Here is a 14,376-nt window from a genome sequence, read left to right on the forward strand (position 1 = left end):
CACCCGGCCTACTACCGAATGTCGTGGATCTCAGTCGAAGCGGAAGAAGCGGGTGGCGAGCCAGCCGCTGATGCCGCCCCAGGCGGCGAGGACCGCGAGGCCGTACCAGTCCACGCTGTTGCGCATGGCCTGCTCGAGGCATTCCGACAGCGCGCCGGAGGGGATGATCCGCGCGACCAGGCTGACCGCGGAGGGGATGTCGTCGGACATGAGGACGAGGCTGGCGGTGCCGAGCATGACGAACCAGAGGATGTTCGCCAGCGCGAGGACGATCTCGGCCTTGAGGGTGCCGCCGAGCAGCAGGCCCAGCGCGCCGAAGGTGGCGGTGCCGAGCGCGATCACGACCGCGCCCAGCAGCAGGCCGGTGAGGGACGGCCGCCAGCCGAGCGCGACGCCGATGCCGCCGAGCAGGATCGATTGCAGGACCACGACGATGAGGACGGCGAAGCATTTACCGGCCACGATGCCCCAGCGCGGAAGCGGTGTCGCGCCAAGGCGTTTCAGCGCCCCGTAACGCCGATCGAACCCGACCGCGATGGCCTGCCCGGTGAACGCCGTGGACATGATGGCCACCATCATGACCGCCGGCACCACCCGGTCCACGCGGTGATCCCCGAGCCCGTTCAGCGGCAGCAGCGTCAGCCCCACCAGCAGTGTGATCGGAATGAACATGGTCAGCAGCAACTGTTCCCCGTTGCGCAGCAACAGGATCAGTTCCATGCGGGTCTGCGCCGCCAGCATGCGGGCGCGGGTGGTCGGCCGCGGCGCGGGGGTGAAGGTCCCGGGCGCGAATCGATCGGCGGTGGCGGTCATCCCCGCAGCTCCTTGCCGGTGAGTTCGAGGAAGACGTCTTCCAGGCGGCGCTGGTCGATGCGAATGTCGGTGGGCAGCACGTCGATTCGCGCGCACCACGCGGTCATGGTGGCCAGCACCTGCGGGGTGATGTCGCCCTGCAGCAGGTAGGAGCCGGGCGCGGTCTCGCGCGGCGTGAACCCCTCCGGCAGTGCGGCTTCCAGTAAGGCCAGGTCCAGTTTCGGGGGCGCGGTGAACGCCAGCCGCCCCTCCGCACCGTGCGAGGTCACCTCACTGGGCGTGCCCTGCGCGACGACCTGCCCGTGGTCGATGATGACCAGCTGGTCGGCGAGCTGCTCGGCCTCGTCCATGAGGTGGGTGGTGAGCAGCACGCTGACCCCGTCGCGGCGCAGCGAGTCGATCAGCTCCCACACCAGATGCCGTGCCTGCGCGTCCAATCCGGCGGTCGGCTCGTCCAGGAACACGATCTCGGGCCGCCCGACCAGCGCGCAGGCCAGCGCGAGCCGCTGCTGCTGCCCACCGGACAAGCGCCGGTAGGGGGTCTTGCGGGCGTCCTTGAGGCCGAGGATGTCGAGCAGCCACGCCGGATCGAGCGGGTCGGCCGAGTAGGAGGCGACCAGGTCCAGCATCTCCCCGGCCTTGGATCCGGGGTACGCGCCGCCGCCCTGCAGCATGACGCCGATGCGCGGGCGCAGCCGATCGGAATCGGCGATCGGGTCCAGGCCGAGCACCCGCACGGTTCCGGCATCGGGGCGCACGAAGCCCTCGCACATTTCGGTGGTGGTGGTCTTGCCCGCGCCATTGGGCCCGAGCAGTGCCAGCACCTGTGCGCGTTCGAGCTCGAAGCTGATGCCGTCGACCGCGGTGGTCTCGCCGTAGCGTTTCACGACGCCGTCGACGACAACGGCGGGTCCGGAGGCTGCGGTCACGAAGAGACACCGTAAGGCGTGGGCCGCTGTGACGGAGCCGACACCCCCGGCTGATTGCGCCACGGCAGCACATTCCGGGTGAGGAAGATCAGCAGCAGGCTCACGATCACCACCGCGACCGCCGATTCGACGATCTGGAAAACGTAGAAGTCGGCGCCGCGCGGCATCAGGATCACGCTCACCACCGCCGAGAAGGCCACGGCGGGAACACGGAACGCCGGCCGGTTGGCCCAGGCCGCCAGCGGCACGATGGCCCACAGCAGATACCAGGGCTGCACCACCGGGAACAGCAGCACGATCGCGCCCAGCGATACGCCCAGTGCGCCAACGGGATGCAGGCGCCCGGTCCAGGTGGCCACCAGCATGCGGACGGTGATGAAGCCCGCGATGGTGCCCGCGATGGGGCGGGTGATGGACAGCAGCGCGGTGGTGTGATCGCCCAAACCGAGTAGCACGCCGCCGAATCCGGTGACCACGCCGATCGCGGTCGGCAGCGACATCCAGCTGCGCACCGCCCCGGCGACGCCGAGGGTGTGGATCCAGCCGAAGCCGAGCCCGCTGGCGTAGCTGATGAACAGTGTGGTGGCCAGCGCTATCGCCCCGAGCAGGGAGCCGGCCACGAGCACCTGTTTGAACCCGCCGCCCCAGCGCCGCGCCAGCGCCATGGTCACGAAGCCGAGCGCGATCAAGGAGGTGACCTTGATGGAGGACGACATGGTGATCACCACGGTCCCGAAGATCAACAGCGCCCAGGCATTCCGATCGAACGGATGGGTGTCCTCCACGGCGCGCAGGCAGAACTCCAGGCCCGCCAGCATGAGCCCGAGCATGAGCGCGTCATTGTGCACGCCGCCGACCAGGTGGAACAGCACGAGCGGGTTGGCCGCGCCCAGCCACAGCGCGCTCACCGGCGCGACGCCGCAGCGCCGGGACAGCCGCGGCAGCGCCCACACGATCAGGGCGACACCGGCCAATGCCAGCAGCCGGTGCAGCCATACCCCGGCGATGATGTTGTCCCCGGTGACGATGGCGATGCCCTTGCCCATCCACAGGAACAGCGGCCCGTAGGGGGCGGGGGTCTCGCGCCAGATGTTCGGCACGTTGTTGGTCAGCACATTGTTGAGCCCGAGCCCGTCCGCCGGACCCACCTCGTACGGGTCGAGCCCGCGCGCCGCGATCTCGCTCTGCGCCAGGTACGAGTACACGTCGTTGGAGAACATGGGCGGCGCGATGCTGAGCGGAATGATCCACAGCAGCAGCGTGCGATCCAGCTGCGACCTGGTCAGCCGGTGGACCGGATTGCCGCCCCAGCCGCCGACCGCGAAGCGGCCCAGCAGCAGCCAGGCCATCACCACCAGGACGGTGCCGATCATGCACATGGCCAGCGTCGAGGTGTGCGCCCGGGCGAAGAATCCGAGCACCCGCAGCCCGGACGTCGGATTCTGATGCACCGGCTGCGCGCCCACGCCCAGCGCCGCCACCGCCATGATGACCGCGCCGGTGGCCCCGAGCAGCCGGATCCGGGTCAGCTGCAGGGTTTCCCGCCGGTCGAGGCCCGGCACCTCGCCGTCGACGCTGTGCAGCACTTCGACGGTGTGGTCGGACGGCCGCACGTCCAGGCCGAGGGCCCGGCGTCCGATCTCGATCACTGTGCGCCGCGCGCCGTCCACTACCGCCACATTCGCGAAGCCTAGTCGGGCGCGGGCGCGGAATCGGCGTTCGGCCGGGCGTGGGGGAGCGGCATTGCGGTCTTGATACCCCTGGGGGTATCTTCCCAAATACCCCCGGGGGTATTTCTGTCGTATACCCCGGGGGGTATGAAAGGAACTCGGATGCGAAGTACAGCAACGGGCATCGCCGATGCCTCCCCGCCTGTTTCGGAAACCAGGCAGCTACCCGGCGGTGCGCTGGGCCGTCTCGGTGCGCTCATGGTCGACCGCTCCCGCTGGGTGTTCGGCTTGTGGCTGGTCCTCACCGTCGCGCTCGGTCTGGCCGCGCCCGCCGCCATGACCTCGCTGGCCGGGGCCGGCTGGCAGGCCGACGGGTCGGAATCGGTCCGGGCCCGGGAGCTCGCGCAACAGCATTTCGGCGGCAACTCCGCCGCCGCGGTGCAGATCGTCGTGCATTCCGGTAGCGAGGGCATCGACAGCGCACCGGTGCGCGCGGTAATCGGGGAGATCACCGGAATCCTCGGGGGCGACGCGCGATTCGGGGCGGTGGTGCTGCCGCAACCGGGGATGACCATCAGTCCGGACGGGCACACCGGCATTCTCATCGCGGGCGCGAACGGCACCACCGATGAGATGGTGGCCGCCGTCGACGCCGTGAAATCGCGGCTGACCGGGTTGTCCGGGGACGGCGTCGAGGTCTATCCGACCGGCGCGTCCGCGCTGTGGAGCGACTTCAACGAGGCCAATCACGACGCCATGCTGAAGGCGGAGATGTTCTCCTGGCCGGTGACGCTGGCCATCATGGTGCTGGCGTTCGGTTCGCTGGTGGCGGCGGGGCTGCCGCTGCTGCTCACCCTGACCGGGCTGATCGCTTCGGCGGGCGGGCTGGCCCTGCTGAACCAGGTCACGCCGATCTCGCTGTGGGCCATGAACTTCGCCATGATGTTCGCGCTCGCCCTGGGCATCGACTACGCGCTGTTCATCGTCTCGCGATTCCGGGATGCGGTGCGGGACGGAAACGTCACGCCGCGCACCGCCGTGGCGCTGACCATGGGCACGGCGGGCAAAGCGGTCGTGCTGTCGGGCCTGACAGTGCTGGTCAGTCTGTCGGCGGTGCTGGTGGTGCCCGCGCCGGCGGTCCGGACCACCGCGATCGGCATCATGTTCGCGGTCGCGTTCGTGCTGGCGGCCACGCTCACCCTGCTGCCCGCGGCACTGGGCCGACTGGGACGGCGGGTCAATGCCGGATCGCTGCCGTATACCGCTCGGCAGCAGCATCGTTCGCCGCTGTTCGCCCGCTGGGGTGAACTGCTGCACCGGCATCCGTGGCCGTTCGCGCTCGGCGCGCTGCTCGTGCTGATCGGACTGGCCGTCCCCGCGCTGGGGTTGAAGGTCGCCATGCCCTCGATCCAGGTGGTGTCCGAGGACGCGCCCGTGCGTCAGGGATACGCCTTGGTGCAGCAGGCATTCGGGCCCGGCGCGCCGGGAACCCTGCAACTCGTCGCACCGGGCGGGCAAGCCGCCGAGACCGTGCGGATCGCCGCCGCGCAACCCGGCATCGCCGCGGTCCTGCCGCCGCAGCCGGCTGTCGACGGCGCCGATTTCGTACTGGTGCAAGCCATCCCGGCAGCCGATCCCTCCGATCCCGGCATGGGTGCGCTCGTCGACGGCCTGCGCGCGGCCCTGCCCGCCGATGCCCTGGTGGGCGGCGCGGTGGCCGAGAACCTCGACCTGCAACAGGCATTGAACGATTACCTGCCGCTGGTCGTCGGCATCATCCTGGTGCTCGGCTTCCTGCTGTTGCTGATCGCGCTGCGCGCCCCGCTGATCGCACTGCTGGGCGCGGGCGTGAGCCTGCTGTCCACCGCCGCCGCGTTCGGCGTCGCGAAGCTGATCTTCCAGGACGGGCACGGGGCGAGCCTGCTCGGCTTCACCCCGCAGGGCTTCCTGGACGGCTGGGGGCCGGTCTTCTTCTTTGCCATGATCTTCGCCATCGCCATGGATTACACGGTGTTCCTGCTGGCCACGGCAAAGGAACACTACGAGCGCTCCGGTGATCCGGCCGTCGCGCACGTGGACGGGCTGGCCCATTCCGGCCGGGTGATCGCGGCCGCCGCAGCGGTCATGGTGGCGGTGTTCTTCACCTTCGCCTTCGTGGAACCGTTGCCGCCCAAGGAAATGGGCATCGTGCTCGGTGTGGCGGTGCTGCTGGACGCCGTGCTGGTCCGGCTGGTGCTGCTGCCGGTGCTGCTGCGCCTGACCGGACACGCCGCCTGGTGGTCGCCGCGCTGGCTGGCGAAAGTGCTGCCGGACATCAGCTTCTCGCACTGAGGGGCGGGGGTGTGCCGGAGATCTCGGGCCCGGCACACCCCTTCATATACCCCCGGGGGTATATTGGTGTTAACAGTTCCCCGGGAAAGGAAAACTCATGGCCGGCGACGCGGAAGCCAAGGCGCTCGTACTGAACCGTTTGCGCCGTGCGCACGGTCAGCTCGCGGGTGTGATCTCCATGATCGAACAGGACCGCGACTGCAAGGACGTGGTCACCCAGCTCGCCGCGGTCTCCAAGGCCCTGGACCGCGCCGGCTTCAAGATCGTCGCCACCAATCTGCGCGAATGCGTGTCCGGTGGCCAGGGCGACGGTGCCGAGCCGCTCTCGGTCGAAGAACTCGAAAAACTCTTCCTCGCGCTCGCCTGAGCGCCGGATCGAAGGATGTATCCATGACCCTCGCGCTCTCCACCACCCTGCCCACCGATTTCGCAGATGCCGTCGACCGCACCCGGAAAGCCCTGTCCGAACAGGGTTTCGGCGTGCTCACCGAGATCGACGTGACCGCCACCATGCGGGTCAAACTCGGGGTGGAGCTCGAGGAGTACCTGATTCTCGGAGCCTGCAATCCGCCGCTGGCGCACGCGGCATTGGAGGCGAACCGGCAGATCGGGCTGCTGCTACCGTGCAATGTGGTTGTGCGCGCGGATCGTTCGGGCGGCGGCGTGCTGGTCGAAGCCATGAACCCGGAACTGATGGTGCAGGTGGCGGGGGAGGATCCGGCCTTGCGCGCCATCGCCGACGATGCCACCGCGCGGCTGCGCGCCGCCATCTCGGCGCTGGGCTGAGTCCGGCATCCGGCACGGCACGCACTGCGGAATTGTATAGCGTGCAATCACTTTGAAACCCACTCCCGCCCAGGTCACAGCTCATTCGCCCTGCCGGTGTCGGACCTCGCCCATACGCTGGATGGATGGTTTCGGAGTCAAAGCGTCGAATTGAGGTGGCCGCCGCCGGGTTGCTGGCTCGGCACGGTTATCACGGCTTCGGCTTGAAGAAGCTCAGCGAGGCAGCGGGTTTGCCGTACGGGTCGATCTACCACCACTTTCCCGGCGGCAAGGAGGAGATCGCGGTATCGGCGGTGGCCGGGACCGGAGTCCTGGTGGGACGCATGATCAGTCAGGCGCCGGGGGATGTGTTCGGCACCACCGCAACGCTGTTCGATTTCATGGCCGCCAAGCTGGCCGGATCGGACTGGAGCGAAGGGTGTCCGGTGGGAACGCCCGCCCTGGACGGCGGCAGCGATGTGGACCGGGTGCGCGCGGCCTGCGTGTCGGCGTTCGAGGCCATGTCGGAGGGGTTCACGAAGCTGCTGGGGGAGATGGGATTACCGGAGGGGCAGGCCCGCGAACTGGCGACCACGGTGGTCGCCGCCTACGAAGGGGCGACCATTCTGGCCCGGGTGCGGCGCTCGGACGAGCCATTGCAGATAGTCGCGGCCGCCATGGCCCGGCTGATCCGCATGAGTTTCGCGGAAGCCGGTGCCGCCGAAGTGAATTCACCCTAGGGTGGGTTGCCTGGAAAGAACGTTCTAGCGATGCTCGAAGCATGAAGCGACTCATCCTCGACGGACCCGGCGCCCTGCATTGGGAAGACGGTCCCGAACCGGTCCTCGACGCGCCCGGCCAGGCCCTGGTCCGCCCGATCGCCGTCGCCACCTGCGACCTCGATCCCGCTGTCCTGCAAGGCCGGTTCCCCCTGCAAGGCCCGTACCCGTTCGGTCACGAGGGGGTGGGCGAAGTGGTCGCGGTCGGCGCGGACGTCCGCACGGTGGTCCCGGGCGATCGCGTGGTCGTTCCCTTCCAGATCTCCTGCGGCGACTGCCCCGCCTGCCTGCGCGGCCGCACCGGAAACTGCACCTCGCACCCGTTCATGTCCACCTACGGCCTCGGTGCGATGGGCGGGCTCGAATGGGGCGGTCTCTGGGCCGACCTGGTGCGCGTCCCGCATGCCGACGCCATGCTGGTCCCGGTGCCCGCGGGCGTGGATCCGGTGGCGGTCGCCAGCGCGAGCGACAATATCCCCGACGCCTATCGCGCCGTAGCGCCCCAACTGGCCGACGATCCCGGCGCGGAAGTCCTGATTCTCGGCGGCCCCGCCGCCTCGTCCATCGGCCTCTACGCCGCCGGCCTGGCCGTCGCCCTGGGCGCGTCCCGCACCGTCTACCTCGACACCGACCCGGACCGCCTGAAACTCGCCGCACAACTCGGCGCCGAAGCGCTGGAAGGCCCCGCCGACACCCGAGCCGGCCGATTCCCCATCGTCGTAGAAGCCGCAGGCGGCCGAAAAGCACTGGTGGCAGCCATCAATGCCACCGCCAACGACGGCTGGTGCACCAGCGTCAGCGTCCAAGCCCAGGACGTCTCCCTCCCCCTGCTCGGAATGTATTCGCGCTGCTGCACTTTCCACACCGGCCGCGCCCACGTCCGCCCCGTCATCCCCGAAGTCCTCGCCCTTGTCGCCGCCGGCCGCTTCGACCCCACCCCCGTCACCACCCGCATCGTCCCCTGGGCCGATTCCCTCGACGCCCTCCTGGACGCCCCACTGAAACTCATCGCCGTCCGCTGACGTATCGCGTGGCGCCCGATCTCGCGGGTACTCGGCCCGAGTAACCCACCCGGGCCGACGACGGGATCGCGAGGCGCACCATGCTCGACGACTTCACCGAATTCGACATCCAGCTCCCCGACACGGTGATCCACGGCCGCCGCGGCGGATCGGGCCCGCCGCTGCTCCTGCTGCACGGCATCCCCGAAACCCACCTCATGTGGCACCGCGTCGCCCCCGCCCTGGCCGCCACCCACACCGTGATCGCCACCGACCTGCGCGGTTTCGGCGCCAGCGGCAAACCCCCGAGCGCCCCCGACCACGCCCCCTACGCCATGCGCACCCTGGCGCTCGACCAGGTGAAAGTCATGGAACACCTGGGCTTTCCGGCCTTCGCCGTAGCCGGTCACGACCGCGGGGCCCGCTGCGCCTACCGCATGGCCCTGGACCACCCCGACCGCGTCACCGCCCTGGCCGTCCTCGACATCGTCCCCACCGGTGACTCCTTCGACCAGGCCGGCCGCGAATTCTCCCTCGCCTACTGGCTGTGGTCCTTCCTGGCCGCCCCCTTCCCGCTGCCCGAAACCCTCATCGCCGGCGCTCCCTCCGCCCTCGTCAACCACATGCTCGACGCCTGGTCCGCCGATCCCGCGGCCATTCCCGCGGAATTGCGCGCCGAATACATCGCCGCCTTCGCCTCCCCGCACACCGTCCACGCCATCTGCGAGCAATACCGGGCCGCCGCCACCCTCGACTACGCCCACGACCACGAGGACAAGGGCAAACGCCATATCGAATGCCCCGTCTTGGTCATGTGGGACCGCTACGGCGGCACCGGCCAATGGTTCGACCCCCTGCTGACCTGGCGCGAATGGGCCGGCAACGTCACCGGAAAACCCTTGCCCGGCGGCCACTTCCTTCCCGAGGAGAACCCCGACGAGGTGATCCGCGAACTACGCGCCTTCCTCGCCGCTCGTCCCTAGTTCCGCGCCCGCCACCCGCCCGACCACCCGCACTGAACGGCGCGATGGTTCTCTATTCTGTGTCGAATGGCTGTCCGTCCGATTCTGATCGCAGGTGATCCCCGACTGTCCACTCCGGCGGTTCCGGTCACCGAATTCGACGCCGAGCTCGCGGCTTTCGTCGAGGATTTGTTCGAAACCAATACCGCCGCGCGGGGTGCGGGGCTGGCGGCGAATCAGGTCGGTGATCCGCGGGCGGTGTTCGTGTACGACCTGGTGCAGGACCAGGAGCGGCGGCGCGGATATGTCGTCAATCCGGTGCTCGAGACGTCGGAGATCCCGGAGACCATGCCGGATCCCGACAAGAACGACGAAGGCTGCCTGTCGGTGCCGGGGGAGTGGTTTCCGACCGGTCGGGCCGACTGGGCGAAGGTGACCGGTGTGGACGTCCACGGCGAGCCGGTCTCGGTCGAAGGGACCGGGTATCTGGCGCGCTGCCTGCAGCACGAGACCGATCATCTGCTCGGGCATCTGTATCTGGACCGGCTGATCGGACGCAATCAGCGGGCGGCCAAGAAGATGATCAAGGCCAATGGGTGGACCGAGCCGGGCCGATCGTGGCTGCCGGGGCAGGACGCCGATCCGTTCCACGGCTGATCGGCGTCCCGGCGCAACTGCGGGGTTACCGGAAGCGGGCGGCGTGTTCGACCGCCCAGTCCCGGATATCGCGGGCGGGGGTGCCGGTGAGGTCCTCGACCGTGGTGGTGATCAGGTCCGAGCGGGGGCGGAATTCGGCCATCGCCAGCAAGGATTCGATGAGGTCCGCAGGTAGTCCGGCGGCGGTCATATTCGCTCGGGCGATGTCGAGCGGTAGTGGCTCGAAGCGCAGCGGCCGGTCGATCGCCGCCGCGATGGCCTGCACCTGATCGTCGCGACCGACGACTCGGGGGCCGGTCAGGACGTATTTCCGGCCCGTGTGCGCGTCGTCGGCGAGCACCCGGGCCGCCACGGCGGCGATATCGTCCTCGTGGATCACCGCGGTCGGTGCAACGTCCGTCGTGCGCACCACCCCGGTCTCGCGGATCTGCCCGGCCCAGGCCAGCGCATTGGATGCGATGGTGTCCGCGCGCAGCACCGTCCACGCCAGTCCCGAGGCTTCCAGCAGGCCCTCCAGTTCGGCATGCCGTTCCGGAATCGGATCCGATTGCGGCCCCGCGTCATTCACCGTCGAGGACGACAGATAGACCACCCGCCGCACGGCTCCGGCCAGGACCTCGAGCAGCCGCTTCGCACCGTCGGAGGAGTGGAACGGCCAGATCAGGAACACGGTGTCGACATCGGCCAGCGCGGTCGTCAGGGATTCGGGCGCCGCCAGATCTCCGGCCACGACCTCCACCGCGGCCGGCAACCCCGCCCGGCCGGGATCGCGGACCACCGCGCGCACGACGCTGTCTCCGGCGGCGAGCCGCTCCGCTACTCGACGGCCGACGTTCCCGGTCGCACCGGTCACCAGAATTCTGCTCACCAACCGCGCAACCTCGCGGTGAGCAGCGGAAATTCCGGATCGAGAGTGTGACAGGTCACATCCGTGTCCATCGCCGCTGGTCGCGCGAGATAGGTCAGGGAACCCTTACTGGAACGCGGAATGGAATTCCGTCACACTTGTGTTGTGAAAACCGTGGGTTTGCGGAATGCGGAAGCAGGCACCGGGCGCCGGAAGGGCGCCCGGGCTGTTGTCGTGCCCGCGCCGGCGGGCGAAGGGCACACCCGCGAGGCCGTCATCAAACTACTGCTGGAGGAAGGACCGATCACCGCGACCGCCATCGGCGAGCGGCTCGGCCTGAGTCCGGCGGGCGTGCGACGGCATCTGGACGCGCTGCTGGAGTCGGGGGAGGCGCGTGCCGCCCGCTCGGCCCCGTGGCAGCAGAAGGGCCGCGGCCGACCGGCCAAGCAGTTCCAGCTGACGGCTACCGGCCGGGGCAAATTGAGCCACGCCTACGATGACCTCGCCGGTGCCGCCATGCGACAGCTCCGCGAGATCGGCGGCGACAAGGCCATCGTCGAATTCGCCCGCAAGCGGGTCGGCGCGATCGTGGCCGGAGTGGACCGGCTGGGCCGGCACACCCCGGAGGCGACCGAGGCCAAGGCGGAGGAGCTCGCGGAAGCGTTCACCGATGCCGGGTTCGCCGCTTCCACCCGGAAAGTCGGTGCGGGCGTACAGATCTGCCAGCATCACTGCCCGGTGTCGCATGTGGCCGAGGAATTTCCGGAGCTGTGCGCGGCCGAGCTGGAAGCGTTCCGCGAGATTCTCGGGACGCACGTCCAGCGCCTGGCCACCATCGCCAATGGCGACTGCGCGTGCACCACGCACGTGCCGCTGCTGTTGCCCATGCCCACCGTGGCATCGGAATCGAATACCGCCGAACCGAATACCGCAGAAAACCCCGTTGCCCAGCCCGCAACGACTTCTACACACGACTCCGGAAGGAGTGCCGAATGACGACGACCACCGACCAGGCGCAGCCGCTGACCCAGGAAGAGACCATCGCTTCCCTGGGTAATTACGGGTACGGCTGGGCCGACAAGGATGTCGCCGGTGCCAGTGCCAAGCGCGGTCTGTCCGAGGAGGTCGTCCGCGACATCTCGGCCAAGAAGAGCGAGCCCGAATGGATGCTCGACTTCCGGCTCAAGGCCCTGCGCATCTTCGACAAGAAGCCCATGCCGAACTGGGGTTCCAACCTCGAGGGCATCGACTTCGACAACATCAAGTACTTCGTGCGCTCCTCGGAGAAGCAGGCCGCTTCCTGGGAAGAGCTGCCCGAGGACATCAAGAACACCTACGACAAGCTCGGCATCCCGGAGGCGGAGAAGCAGCGCCTGGTCGCCGGTGTCGCCGCGCAGTACGAGTCCGAGGTCGTCTACCACTCCATCCGCGAGGACCTGGAGAAGCAGGGCGTCATCTTCCTCGACACCGACACCGGTCTCAAGGAGCACCCCGAGCTGTTCCAGCAGTACTTCGGCTCGGTCATCCCCTCGGGTGACAACAAGTTCTCCGCGCTGAATTCCGCTGTGTGGTCGGGCGGTTCGTTCATCTACGTGCCGCCGGGCGTGCACGTGGACATCCCGCTGCAGGCGTACTTCCGCATCAACACCGAGAACATGGGTCAGTTCGAGCGGACGCTGATCATCGTCGACGAGGACGCCTACGTGCACTACGTCGAGGGTTGTACCGCGCCGATCTACAGCTCGGACTCGCTGCACTCCGCGGTCGTGGAGATCATCGTGAAGAAGGGTGGCCGCTGCCGGTACACCACCATTCAGAACTGGTCGAACAACGTCTACAACCTGGTCACCAAGCGGGCCAAGGCCGAGGCGGGCGCGACCATGGAATGGGTCGACGGCAATATCGGCTCCAAGGTCACCATGAAGTACCCGGCCGTGTGGATGACCGGTGAGCACGCCAAGGGCGAGGTGCTCTCGATCGCGTTCGCCGGCGCGGGCCAGCACCAGGACACCGGTGCGAAGATGCTGCACCTGGCGCCGAACACCTCCTCGAACATCATCTCCAAGTCGGTGGCGCGCGGCGGCGGCCGGGCCTCCTACCGCGGCCTGGTGCAGGTGAACAAGGGCGCCTACGGCTCGAAGTCGACCGTGAAGTGCGATGCGCTGCTGGTGGACAACATCTCCCGCTCCGACACCTACCCCTATGTCGACATCCGCGAGGACGACGTGACCATGGGTCACGAGGCCACCGTGTCGAAGGTGTCCGAGGACCAGCTGTTCTACCTCATGTCCCGCGGCCTGACCGAGGACGAGGCCATGGCGATGGTGGTGCGCGGCTTCGTGGAGCCGATCGCCAAGGAGCTCCCGATGGAGTACGCCCTGGAACTGAACCGCCTGATCGAACTGCAGATGGAAGGAGCCGTCGGCTGATGGCCGTGGAGAACGTTGCCGAGGCCGCCGAGGCTCGCACCCCGGCGTTGAACAAGGGCGAAGTTTTCGCTTCGTTCGACGTCAACGCCTTCGAAATCCCGTCGGGTCGGGATGAAGCCTGGCGCTTCACCCCGATGCGGCGGCTCAACGGCCTGCACGACGGCACCGCCGTGCGTGACGGCCAGGCCACCGTCGACGCCGTCGCGCCGGCCGGTGTGACCGTCGAGACCGTCGACCGCACCGATGCCCGCCTGGGCGAGGGCGGCACCCCGACCGATCGCGTTGCGGCGCAGGCCTACTCGGGCTTCGAGCAGGCGACCATCGTGACCGTCGGCGCGGAAACCGAAGTGGCCGAGCCGGTTACCGTGACCATCACCGGTCCGGGCGAGGGCAAGACCGCCTACGGGCACCTGCAGATCCGCCTGGGCAACTTCGCCCGCGCCACCGTGGTCGTCGACCAGCGCGGCAGCGGCACCTACGGCGAGAACGTCGAATTCATCCTCGGCGACAGCGCCGCGCTCAATGTCATCGCCGTCCAGGACTGGGCCGACGACGCCGTGCACGTCACGGCGCACCACGCCAAGCTGGGCCGCGACGCCACCCTGCGCCACACCAACGTCACCCTCGGCGGCGACCTGGTGCGCCTGGTCGGCAACGTCCGCTACGCGGGTCCGGGCGGCGACGCCGAACTGCTCGGCGTGTACTTCGCCGACGACGGCCAGTTCTTCGAACAGCGCCTGCTGGTCGATCACTCGCAGCCCAACTGCAAGTCCAACGTGCAGTACAAGGGTGCGCTGCAGGGCGATCCGACCTCCGACAAGCCGGACGCGCACACCGTGTGGGTCGGCGACGTGCTCATCCGCGCCGCGGCCGAAGGCACCGACACCTACGAGGTGAACCGCAACCTGGTGCTCACCGACGGCGCCCGCGCCGACTCGGTGCCCAACCTGGAGATCGAGACCGGCGAGATCGTCGGCGCCGGACACGCTTCCGCGACCGGTCGTTTCGACGACGAGCAGCTGTTCTACCTGCGCTCGCGCGGCATCCCGGAGGAGGTGGCGCGGCGTCTGGTCGTGCGCGGCTTCTTCTTCGAGATCCTGCAGAAGATCACCGTCCCGGAGGTCCGGGAGCGGCTCGAGGCGGCCATCGAAGCCGAACTCGCCGCTGTCGGCGTCTGACATCAACTTCCCCTC

14 protein-coding genes are annotated in these 14,376 nt (G+C 68.7%); 10 read left to right on the forward strand and 4 right to left on the reverse strand.

The genetic code is table 11. The annotated features are described in order from the left end of the window. Window positions 1-30: 30 nt before the first annotated feature. The 3 genes from LTV02_RS07635 to mptB are packed head-to-tail and all read right to left on the reverse strand — an operon-like array spanning window position 31 to window position 3,421. Window positions 31-813: an ABC transporter permease gene (locus LTV02_RS07635; RefSeq protein ID WP_067712970.1), complete on the reverse strand. Its 783-nt coding sequence runs from the start codon at window positions 811-813 to the stop codon at window positions 31-33. Then, window positions 810-1,742 carry an ABC transporter ATP-binding protein gene (locus tag LTV02_RS07640; RefSeq protein WP_067712967.1) on the reverse strand — a complete coding sequence of 311 codons (933 nt, stop codon included), beginning with the start codon at window positions 1,740-1,742 and terminating at the stop codon, window positions 810-812. The genes LTV02_RS07635 and LTV02_RS07640 overlap by 4 nt, the downstream gene beginning before the upstream one ends. After that, a complete protein-coding gene (gene mptB / locus LTV02_RS07645; RefSeq protein ID WP_233039315.1) occupies window positions 1,739-3,421 on the reverse strand; it encodes a polyprenol phosphomannose-dependent alpha 1,6 mannosyltransferase MptB in 1,683 nt (560 codons plus the stop codon). Before mptB ends, LTV02_RS07640 begins: the two co-directional genes overlap by 4 nt. A gap of 249 nt (window positions 3,422-3,670) precedes the next feature. On the opposite strand from mptB, the gene LTV02_RS07650 reads away from it, so the two are divergent. The 7 genes from LTV02_RS07650 (at window position 3,671) to LTV02_RS07680 (ending at window position 9,907) form a co-directional block, all read left to right on the forward strand. Further along, a complete protein-coding gene (locus LTV02_RS07650) occupies window positions 3,671-5,743 on the forward strand; it encodes an MMPL family transporter (protein WP_233041521.1) in 2,073 nt (690 codons plus the stop codon). Between the two features lie 97 nt (window positions 5,744-5,840). Further along, window positions 5,841-6,110, forward strand: coding sequence for a metal-sensitive transcriptional regulator (locus LTV02_RS07655; RefSeq protein ID WP_233039316.1), 270 nt, complete (start codon window positions 5,841-5,843; stop codon window positions 6,108-6,110). A 23-nt stretch (window positions 6,111-6,133) separates the two neighbouring features. After that, window positions 6,134-6,529, forward strand: a complete 396-nt coding sequence (locus tag LTV02_RS07660; RefSeq protein WP_233039317.1) for a DUF302 domain-containing protein — start codon at window positions 6,134-6,136, stop codon at window positions 6,527-6,529. Window positions 6,530-6,654: 125 nt separating this feature from the next. After that, window positions 6,655-7,248 (forward strand): TetR/AcrR family transcriptional regulator, encoded by a 594-nt coding sequence (locus tag LTV02_RS07665; protein WP_233039318.1) that lies wholly within the window; start codon window positions 6,655-6,657, stop codon window positions 7,246-7,248. 41 nt (window positions 7,249-7,289) lie between these two features. Beyond that, window positions 7,290-8,309 (forward strand): zinc-dependent alcohol dehydrogenase, encoded by a 1,020-nt coding sequence (locus LTV02_RS07670; RefSeq protein ID WP_233039319.1) that lies wholly within the window; start codon window positions 7,290-7,292, stop codon window positions 8,307-8,309. An 80-nt stretch (window positions 8,310-8,389) separates the two neighbouring features. Continuing rightward, window positions 8,390-9,271: an alpha/beta fold hydrolase gene (locus LTV02_RS07675; RefSeq protein WP_233039320.1), complete on the forward strand. Its 882-nt coding sequence runs from the start codon at window positions 8,390-8,392 to the stop codon at window positions 9,269-9,271. Between the two features lie 66 nt (window positions 9,272-9,337). Beyond that, window positions 9,338-9,907, forward strand: coding sequence for a peptide deformylase (locus LTV02_RS07680; RefSeq protein ID WP_233039321.1), 570 nt, complete (start codon window positions 9,338-9,340; stop codon window positions 9,905-9,907). 25 nt (window positions 9,908-9,932) lie between these two features. Here LTV02_RS07680 and LTV02_RS07685 read toward each other — a convergent pair whose 3' ends face one another. Further along, window positions 9,933-10,775: an NAD(P)H-binding protein gene (locus LTV02_RS07685; RefSeq protein WP_233039322.1), complete on the reverse strand. Its 843-nt coding sequence runs from the start codon at window positions 10,773-10,775 to the stop codon at window positions 9,933-9,935. Between the two features lie 120 nt (window positions 10,776-10,895). On the opposite strand from LTV02_RS07685, the gene LTV02_RS07690 reads away from it, so the two are divergent. The 3 genes from LTV02_RS07690 to sufD are packed head-to-tail and all read left to right on the forward strand — an operon-like array spanning window position 10,896 to window position 14,361. Further along, window positions 10,896-11,750 (forward strand): helix-turn-helix transcriptional regulator, encoded by an 855-nt coding sequence (locus LTV02_RS07690; protein WP_084534993.1) that lies wholly within the window; start codon window positions 10,896-10,898, stop codon window positions 11,748-11,750. Then, window positions 11,747-13,183: a Fe-S cluster assembly protein SufB gene (gene sufB, locus LTV02_RS07695; RefSeq protein ID WP_067712943.1), complete on the forward strand. Its 1,437-nt coding sequence runs from the start codon at window positions 11,747-11,749 to the stop codon at window positions 13,181-13,183. The genes LTV02_RS07690 and sufB overlap by 4 nt, the downstream gene beginning before the upstream one ends. Further along, window positions 13,183-14,361, forward strand: coding sequence for a Fe-S cluster assembly protein SufD (gene sufD / locus LTV02_RS07700; RefSeq protein WP_067712940.1), 1,179 nt, complete (start codon window positions 13,183-13,185; stop codon window positions 14,359-14,361). Before sufB ends, sufD begins: the two co-directional genes overlap by 1 nt. The last annotated feature ends 15 nt before the right edge of the window (window positions 14,362-14,376 follow it).

This window comes from Nocardia yamanashiensis (assembly GCF_021183565.1).
In the GTDB taxonomy this organism is placed as follows: domain Bacteria; phylum Actinomycetota; class Actinomycetes; order Mycobacteriales; family Mycobacteriaceae; genus Nocardia; species Nocardia yamanashiensis.